The sequence below is a fragment of the Phyllobacterium sophorae genome (genome assembly GCF_003010965.1).
Lineage (GTDB): Bacteria > Pseudomonadota > Alphaproteobacteria > Rhizobiales > Rhizobiaceae > Phyllobacterium > Phyllobacterium sophorae.
The window spans coordinates 1-1,239 of the sequence record NZ_PGGM01000042.1; the positions used below are offsets into that span (position 1 = coordinate 1).

Consider the following 1,239-nt stretch of genomic DNA (forward strand, 5'->3'; position numbering starts at 1 on the left):
GGAGGGCATTATGGCTACGAATGTTGCATTGACGGGATTGGCGCGGGACATGCAGGCGCGGGCGGAGACGGGCCGTCCGATCCGCATCGGCCTGATCGGTTCGGGCGAGATGGGCACCGACATCGTCACCCGGGTAGCGCACATGCCCGGCATCGAGATCGGGGCGATTTGCGAACTGAACCTGCAGGGTGCGCTGAAGGCGGTCGACATCGCCTACAGGCAAGAAGGCCATTCGCGCGAAGTCGCCACTGCCGCGGCGCTGTCCGCGGCGATGGAGGCGGGCAAGATCGCGGTCACCAATGATGCCAATCTCATCCTCGAGAACGGACTGATCGACGTGGTCATCGATGCGACCGGCGTGCCGGCGGTCGGGGCGGAGATCGGCCTTCGGGCCATGGAGCACGGCAAGCATCTGGTGATGATGAATGTCGAGGCGGACGTGACCATCGGCGCCTATTTGAAGAGCGAGGCCGACCGGCTCGGCGTCACCTATTCGCTGGGAGCGGGCGATGAACCCTCGTCCTGCATGGAGCTGATCGAGTTCGTCTCGGCCATGGGCCATCCGATCGTCGCCGCCGGCAAGGGCAAGAACAACCCGCTCAACATCGATGCCATTCCCGACGATTACGAGGAGGAGGCCGCCCGCCGTCACATGAATGTGCGCATGCTGGTCGAGTTCGTCGACGGCTCGAAGACCATGGTGGAGATGGCGGCGATCGCCAATGCCACCGGGCTGGTGCCGGACCGGCCGGGCATGCATGGCCCGGCGGCCACGCTCGAGCAACTGTCGAAGGTGCTGGTGCCGGAAAAGGATGGCGGCGTGCTGTCGAAGGCCGGCGTTGTCGACTATTCGATCGGCAAGGGCGTGGCGCCTGGCGTCTTCGTCATTGCCGACATGTCGCATCCGCGCATTTCGGAGCGCATGGAAGATCTGAAGATGGGCAAGGGCCCGTATTTCACCTTCCACCGCCCCTATCATCTGACCTCGCTCGAGGTGCCGCTGACCTGCGCCCGCGTCGTGCTCTACGGCAAGGCCGACATGGTGCCGCTGGCGAGGCCGGTTGCTGAGGTCTGTGCGGTGGCCAAGAAGGATCTGAAGCCCGGCGATACCCTCGATGCGATCGGCGAATATTGCTACCGCGCCTTTATCATGACGGCGGGGGAAGCCCGCAGCGCCGGCGCCATCCCCTGCGGCCTGTTGCAGGGCGGCAGCGTCACCGCCCCGATCGCCAAGGGTGC

1 protein-coding gene is annotated in these 1,239 nt (G+C 65.2%); it reads left to right on the forward strand.

Going from position 1 to position 1,239, the window contains the following annotated elements; translation table 11 throughout:
* Window positions 1-10: 10 nt before the first annotated feature.
* Window positions 11-1,239 (forward strand): NAD(P)H-dependent oxidoreductase (locus CU103_RS30940; RefSeq protein ID WP_106667834.1); only part of this gene is annotated, 1,229 nt, incomplete at its 3' end.